This window comes from Endozoicomonas atrinae, assembly GCF_001647025.1.
Taxonomy (GTDB): Bacteria; Pseudomonadota; Gammaproteobacteria; order Pseudomonadales; family Endozoicomonadaceae; genus Endozoicomonas; species Endozoicomonas atrinae.
The window spans coordinates 1-6,976 of sequence record NZ_LUKQ02000268.1; the positions used below are offsets into that span (position 1 = coordinate 1).

A 6,976-nucleotide genomic window follows, 5' to 3' on the forward strand; every position below is an offset into this window, starting at 1 on the left:
CTATGAAAACTACTCATGAAAGCCCTGTTGCATTTGAAACCGACCTCTCTGTCGATTTACTCAGCAAAGCCAGAGCGCTGCATGTGGATGTCCATGCCGTGATTCAACGAGCGGTGGCAGCACAAGCGAACCTTTCCGACATTGAACGACAGATCGCCCTTGCCTGTGAACAGCAGAGCAGTCAGATTTATCATCATTTGATTGACAGTTACCCCCTGAAAGAGGTCGGCATCAGGGACTGTTACCGAAAGAGCCGGTAACTTGATCAACATATCCCGCGCCTCATTCAGCCACGGTATGCGTGCTGTACCGGTCTTTTTTGCTTCAAGTGATACCCAGGTTTGATTCGTTGATCATTTCACGGAGAGACTCGTTGATTGCCTGTCAGGCTACAGGCCTCATGGGAGGCGTGCATTTGTATTCATGGAACCAAGGAGGCGGTTGTGTTGCCCTGCTGTCTGATCCGATCCGATGTCTTCTTTCTTCCTCTCTATCCATAACGGTGGGATGTCTACTATGTCCATTTTTGCGCAATACCAGCAACGGTATGAAGCGGTTCAACAGGAAGAGCTGAGTCTGCTGGACTATCTCAAACTCTGTAAAGAGGACCCGTCGGTCTATGCCAATGCGGCCGAGCGCATGCTGAAAGCCATTGGTGAGCCAGAAGTAATTGATACCGCCCGTGATCCGCGACTGAGCCGCATCTTCTCCAACAAGTTAATCAAACGCTACCCGGCGTTCAAAGAGTTTTACGGTATGGAAGAGGCCATTGAGCAGATGGTCTCTTATTTCAAACACGCGGCTCAGGGGCTGGAAGAGAAAAAACAGATACTCTACCTGCTTGGCCCGGTGGGAGGCGGCAAGTCTTCTCTGGCCGAAAAATTGAAGCAGTTAATGGAACGGGTACCGTTTTACGCCATCAAAGGCTCGCCGGTGTTTGAATCCCCGCTGGGGCTGTTCAATCCTGATGAGGATGGGGTTATTCTCAAGGAGGAATACGGCATTCCCGGTCGCTACCTCAATTACATCATGTCTCCCTGGGCGGTCAAACGCCTGAACGAATTTGGGGGCGACCTCACCCAGTTCCGAGTGGTTAAGCTCTACCCAAGCCGGCTGAATCAAATCGCTATTGCCAAAACCGAACCCGGTGATGAAAACAACCAGGATATTTCCAGCCTGGTGGGCAAGGTGGATATTCGCCAGCTGGAAGAGTATTCCCAGGACGATCCCGACGCCTACAGTTTTTCGGGGGCGTTGTGCCGAGCCAACCAGGGCATCATGGAATTCGTGGAGATGTTCAAGGCGCCCATCAAAGTGCTGCACCCGCTGCTGACCGCCACCCAGGAAGGCAACTACAACAGCACCGAAGGGTTGGGGGCGATTCCCTACGAGGGGATTCTGCTGGCGCACTCCAATGAGTCCGAATGGCAGTCCTTCCGGAACAACAAGACCAATGAAGCCTTCATCGATCGGGTCAACATCGTGAAGGTGCCGTACTGTGTCCGGGTCAGTGAAGAGGTGCACATTTACCAGAAATTGCTGGAACACAGCTCGCTGAAGGCCGCGCCCTGTGCCCCGGATACCCTCAAGATGCTGGCCCAGTTTACCGTGCTGTCACGGATCAAGGAGCCGGAGAACTCTTCCATCTACTCCAAGATGAAAGTGTACGACGGCGATAACCTGAAGGACACCGACCCCAATGCCAAGCCATTGCAGGAATACCGGGATATGGCCGGGGTGGATGAAGGCATGAACGGGCTCTCTACCCGGTTCGCTTTCAAGATCCTGTCCAAAGTATTCAACTTCGATCCGACTGAAGTGGCGGCCAACCCGGTACACCTGCTTTATGTCCTGGAACAGCAGATTGAGCAGCACCAGTTTCCGGAAGAAATCCAGGACCGTTACCTCGCCTTTCTCAAAGAGTATCTGACCCCCAAATACATTGAGTTTCTTGGCAAGGAGATCCAGACCGCGTACCTTGAGTCATACTCCGAATACGGTCAGAACATCTTTGACCGCTACATCACCTACGCTGACTTCTGGATTCAGGATCAGGAATTCCGGGACCCGGACACCGGACATATTCTGGATCGGGGCGCCTTGAGCGAAGAGCTGGAAAAAATCGAAAAACCGGCGGGCATCGCCAATCCCAAGGATTTCCGCAACGAAGTGGTCAACTTTGTACTGCGGGCCCGGGCCAACCACGACGGCAAAAACCCCAGCTGGTTAAGCTACGAGAAGATGCGTACCGTCATTGAGAAGAAAATGTTTTCCAATACCGAAGACCTGTTGCCGGTCATCTCTTTCAATGCCAAAGGGTCGCAGGAAGACCAGCGAAAACACGCGGACTTCGTTTCCCGTATGGTGGTCCACGGTTATACCGAGAAACAGGTACGGCTGTTGTCAGAATGGTACATCCGGGTCCGGAAGTCTCAATGATTCCGCACTGACTGACCCGCCCTGTCGCGGACCCATCGCCAGCCCCTTCAGCGGGGCTGATCCACCGAGCACTGCAGCTATCGGGAGAGCGTTCATCATGAGCCTCATCATCGACCGGCGCCTCAATGGAAAAAAGAAGAGCACCGTGAACCGGCAGCGGTTTTTGAAGCGCTACCGGCATCATGTCAAAGCCGCCGTCCAGGATGCCATCGACCAGCGTTCCATCACCGACGTTGACAGTGGCAGTGACGTCACTATTCCCAGGAAAGACCTCAGTGAGCCGTTTTTTCACCACGCACAGGGGGGGCACTGCGGCCACGTGCATCCTGGCAACCACGAGTTCCACCGTGGAGACCGCATTCAGCGGCCACCGGGTGGCGATGGACAGGGCAGTGGTGCGGGGCAGACCAGTGATGGTGGCGAAGGGGCAGATGAGTTCGTCTTCCAGATCAACCGGGACGAGTTCCTGGAATATCTGTTTGATGACCTGGAGCTGCCCAACCTGCTGAGAAAAGAACTGAAAGACAGCACCGACTATCAACTCAAACGGGCCGGGTTTACCACCGCTGGTTCCCCGGACCGGCTGAATATTGTGCGCTCACTGCGGGCTGCCCATGCGCGTCGCATCGCCCTGTCCGGTAAAGACCGGAAAGTGATCCGAACCCTGAAGCGACAACTCAGGGCCATGGAAGTGAGTCCGGACCCTGCCGATCAGCAGCAGGCCACCGCTCTTCGGGAAGAGATCAAGTCGCTCAACAAGAAGCTCAAACGACTGCCGTTTATTGACGATTTTGACCTGCGCTTTAACAACATGACCAAGGTGCCCCAGCCCTCCAGCAAGGCGGTGATGTTTTGTGTCATGGATGTTTCCGGGTCCATGACGCAGGAGATCAAGGACATGGCTAAGCGCTTTTTCCTGCTGCTCTACCTGTTCCTGGAACGCAACTACGAAGCCGTGGAAGTGGTCTTTATCCGGCACCACAGTGAGGCGAGGGAGTGTGATGAGCACGACTTCTTCTACGCCCGGGAAACCGGGGGCACCATTGTCTCAAAAGCCCTGCTGCTCACCCATGACATCATTGAACGGCGGTACCCGCCCAGCCAGTGGAATATCTACATTGCCCAGGCCTCGGACGGGGATAACTGGGGCGAAGACTCCACAAAATGTTATGACATCATCCTGGACAAGCTGTTACCGGTTTGCCAATACTTCGCCTACGTAGAGATTACCGACCTGCACCACCAGAACCTCTGGTACGAGTACGCTACCATAGCCGAATCTTACCCGGATCACTTCGCCATGCAGCACATCCACAGCTATTCGGATATCTACCCGACCTTCCGGCGTCTGTTTGAAAAAAAGGAGGGCTCTCATGTTGGTCGCTGAAGCACCAGAAAAGCACACCATCCGGCGAAAACAACCGCTGTCCACCGGGTCTGAATGGACGTTCGAACTGCTGGACCTTTACGACCGCGAGTTTGCCCGGTTGGCGGATAAATTCCGGCTGGACACCTACCCCAACCAGATTGAAGTGATCAGCTCTGAACAGATGCTGGATGCCTACTCATCGGTGGGGATGCCCCTGATGTACAATCACTGGAGTTATGGGAAAACCTTTCTCAATAACCAACAGAACTATCAGCGGGGGCGGATGGGGCTGGCTTACGAAATCGTGATCAACTCCAACCCCTGCATTGCCTACCTGATGGAAGAGAACACCATGCCCATGCAGGCCCTGGTGATCGCCCACGCCTGCTACGGCCACAACTCCTTTTTTAAAGGCAACTACCTGTTCAGGCAGTGGACGGACGCCAGCGCCATCATTGATTACCTGCTGTTTGCCAAGCACTACATCGCCCAGTGCGAGGAGAAACATGGCGTTTCAGCGGTAGAGGAGATGCTGGACGCCTGCCATGCGCTGATGAACCAGGGTGTCAACCGCTATGTTCGCCCCGCCCCGGTCTCTGCAGAACAGGAACAGGCACGCTTGCGAGAGCGTGAAGCGTACATCCAGCGCAACCTGAACGATCTCTGGCGCACCATCCCGGTCAGCGAGCAATCACAGTCGCACCAGGATGAACGGTTTCCGAAAGACCCGGAAGAGAACCTGCTCTATTTCATCGAAAAAAACGCGCCGTTGCTGGAGACCTGGCAGCGGGAGATCATCCGCATCGTGCGTAAAGTGGCGCAGTATTTCTACCCGCAACGGCAAACCCAGGTCATGAACGAGGGCTGGGCAACGTTCTGGCACTATCACCTGATGCATGAAATGTACGATGAAGGGTTGATCACCGAAGGCTTTATCCTGGAATTTCTGCATTCACACTCCAGTGTCGTGTTCCAGCCGGCCTTTGATGATCCGCGGTACAGCGGGATAAACCCCTATGCTCTGGGGTTCAATATCTTTCGGGACATCCGCAGGATCTGCGAACAGCCCACGGAAGAGGACCGTGAATGGTTCCCCGATCTGGCGGGCAGTGACTGGCTGGACGCCGTGCACTTTGCCATGAAGAACTTCAAGGACGAGGGATTCATTCTTCAATACCTCTCCCCCAGGGTTATGCGGGACATGCGCCTATTCAGCATCGATGACAACGACATCAACCCCTATCTGGAAGTGGATGCCATCCATGACGAGCAGGGCTATCGGCAGTTGCGGGAAAACCTGGCCGCCTTGTACAACCTGGGCAACCGGGAGCCCAACATACAGGTGTACGACGTGGATGTCCGGGGTGACCGCTCATTGACCCTGCGCCATTACCTGCACCAGAATCGCCCGCTGGACAGGGACAGTACCCATGAACTGCTAAAACATCTGCACCGCCTGTGGGGGTTTGATGTCAAACTGGACTCGGTAGACCAGGATAACATCGTCCAGTACACCTTTATTACGAAAAACACCGGCAGCAAAGAACAGGTTAAGGTGACGTCAAAGAAGCGGATCAACCGCTAGAGCTCACAGGCAGGATGCGTCATAGTGGGGGGTGCCCGGTGCAGGTTACACCGGGACTTGGTGCTCCAACGAAAAGGTATGTCGATGAACGACGGTAGAATCATAGTTCATCGACCAATAATCGCAACCCCGGTTCTCATACACCGTGCAACTTCCGAGATTGACCGGAGTTGGCACCGGGCAGACCAGTTCACAGGAGCGTAGCGATGCCTGAAGTTACCGCCAACATGCTGAGACATGCCGCCATGAACCTGATGGTGCAGAAAAATTACACTCACGACGAGCTGGCGCAAAAACTGTCTTATCTCTCTGATAACGATGAACTCATCCTTGATGTGCTTGACCGGCTGGAAAAAGAGCGGCTGTTGAGTAATGAGCGCTACGTGGAAGGCTTCATTCAGCACAGAGCGGCCAAAGGGCAAGGCCCTTCCCGCATTGCCCAGGATCTGGAAAAAAAAGGCATTGAGCCGGAGATGATTGTCGATGCCCTGAAAGCGTCCGGAATTAACTGGCAGGACCTGGCAAAATGGGCTCGTGAACAGAAGTTTGGTCACAAACACCCGGTATCCTCCCGGGAGATCAATGAGCAAAGAGAATTTTTGCACAGCCGGGGCTTCCCACCCGAACTGCTGGCCACTCTGTTTTGATGATCAAATGAGCAGTGTCGTTTTGTCTTGTCCGTCGACGAACACCGGGCATGATGCGCAGAAAACTGACTTAATACTTCCGGTTATGACAGGCCATGTTTTAGTAAAGCAATAATCTCAAAAAAAAAAAAAATAATAAACGACATTGCTATAGTTAAATTCACTGGAATTACGATGGAATCGTGGTGTTATTCTGATACTTCCGGTGGTCAACCTGCGATTTATCGGCGATGACCCACTTGGCGAGGGCCAGCGAGACCATCGGTGAGATCAGAAATAATGACCTGTCCATCGGATTCCGGTACCTAACGCTTGCCATTTGAGAGTATCGACATGACGGCCTCAACATTGAAAGAAGCGGCAACCGGCATCAAACCTGCCGAAAAGAACGAACTGGCCCAGAAACTGGTGGCTGCCTACAGTGAGCAGCAGGCTATTGTGAACCAGATCAAGGCGGCTCGGTGGAACAATCAGGGAGCTCGTGCTGCTGAGTTTGCGCAGCTGCTGGCGGCTGCGGCTCCGGAAGCGGCCTGCCAGCCCTCCCAATACCAGGCTCGACAAAACCAGACGGTACAACCCTTCCCACCATCGTATCAGATTGCTGAGCGTATCAGCGTGTTCGGGCGTCGTGTGCCGTCGGACTACAACGAATTGTTTGAGTACTCCCGTATTGAAGACCCTCAAACCCAGGAGACGTATCAGAACGCTGAAGCGATAGCGAAAGCCTGTGAAACGTTCGCTCAGACCGCCCGGCATACCATCAAACTGGCCCAGCAGGCAGACGACCCGGTCACAGCGCAAGTCATGACGGCGCAACTGCAAACGGCCGAGCAGCTGGCGACGCAATTGAGACGATTTGAGTAGTGACGGGTAAGACAGATTAGGGGTCAATATAGGTTCATAAGGGATTCCGGTGTTGGTCTGCAGTCCGCACCG

7 protein-coding genes are annotated in these 6,976 nt (G+C 54.0%); 6 read left to right on the top strand and 1 reads right to left on the bottom strand.

Annotated elements, in window-relative coordinates; all coding sequences use genetic code 11:
- The 5 genes from AK963_RS33510 to AK963_RS23635 form a co-directional block, all read left to right on the top strand.
- A partial coding sequence (locus tag AK963_RS33510; protein ID WP_175404618.1) for a hypothetical protein occupies positions 1-260 on the top strand: 260 nt, incomplete at its 5' end.
- A gap of 256 nt (positions 261-516) precedes the next feature.
- On the top strand, positions 517-2,439 hold the full coding sequence (locus tag AK963_RS23620) for a PrkA family serine protein kinase (protein WP_066017856.1): 1,923 nt from the start codon (positions 517-519) through the stop codon (positions 2,437-2,439).
- 97 nt (positions 2,440-2,536) lie between these two features.
- The gene (locus tag AK963_RS23625) at positions 2,537-3,826 is read left to right on the top strand and encodes a YeaH/YhbH family protein (protein ID WP_066017857.1); all 1,290 of its coding nucleotides are present in this window, start codon (positions 2,537-2,539) and stop codon (positions 3,824-3,826) included.
- Positions 3,813-5,393 (top strand): SpoVR family protein, encoded by a 1,581-nt coding sequence (locus AK963_RS23630; RefSeq protein ID WP_066017858.1) that lies wholly within the window; start codon positions 3,813-3,815, stop codon positions 5,391-5,393. The genes AK963_RS23625 and AK963_RS23630 overlap by 14 nt, the downstream gene beginning before the upstream one ends.
- Positions 5,394-5,599: 206 nt before the next feature.
- Complete coding sequence (locus AK963_RS23635; protein WP_066017859.1) at positions 5,600-6,040, top strand: regulatory protein RecX; 441 nt, start codon at positions 5,600-5,602, stop codon at positions 6,038-6,040.
- Between the two features lie 169 nt (positions 6,041-6,209).
- On the opposite strand, the gene AK963_RS36715 is transcribed toward AK963_RS23635, so the two are convergent.
- Positions 6,210-6,332, bottom strand: coding sequence for a hypothetical protein (locus tag AK963_RS36715; protein WP_274520552.1), 123 nt, complete (start codon positions 6,330-6,332; stop codon positions 6,210-6,212).
- Between the two features lie 20 nt (positions 6,333-6,352).
- Between AK963_RS36715 and AK963_RS23640 the strand changes: the two genes are divergently transcribed.
- Complete coding sequence (locus tag AK963_RS23640; RefSeq protein ID WP_139117616.1) at positions 6,353-6,904, top strand: ferritin family protein; 552 nt, start codon at positions 6,353-6,355, stop codon at positions 6,902-6,904.
- Positions 6,905-6,976 lie beyond the last annotated feature (72 nt).

Coding starts and splice junctions, on each gene's coding strand:
- AK963_RS23620 (WP_066017856.1), top strand. CDS start 517: ATGTCCATTTTTGCGCAATACCAGCAACGGTATGAAGCGGTTCAACAG.
- AK963_RS23625 (WP_066017857.1), top strand. CDS start 2,537: ATGAGCCTCATCATCGACCGGCGCCTCAATGGAAAAAAGAAGAGCACC.
- AK963_RS23630 (WP_066017858.1), top strand. CDS start 3,813: ATGTTGGTCGCTGAAGCACCAGAAAAGCACACCATCCGGCGAAAACAA.
- AK963_RS23635 (WP_066017859.1), top strand. CDS start 5,600: ATGCCTGAAGTTACCGCCAACATGCTGAGACATGCCGCCATGAACCTG.
- AK963_RS36715 (WP_274520552.1), bottom strand. CDS start 6,332: ATGGACAGGTCATTATTTCTGATCTCACCGATGGTCTCGCTGGCCCTC.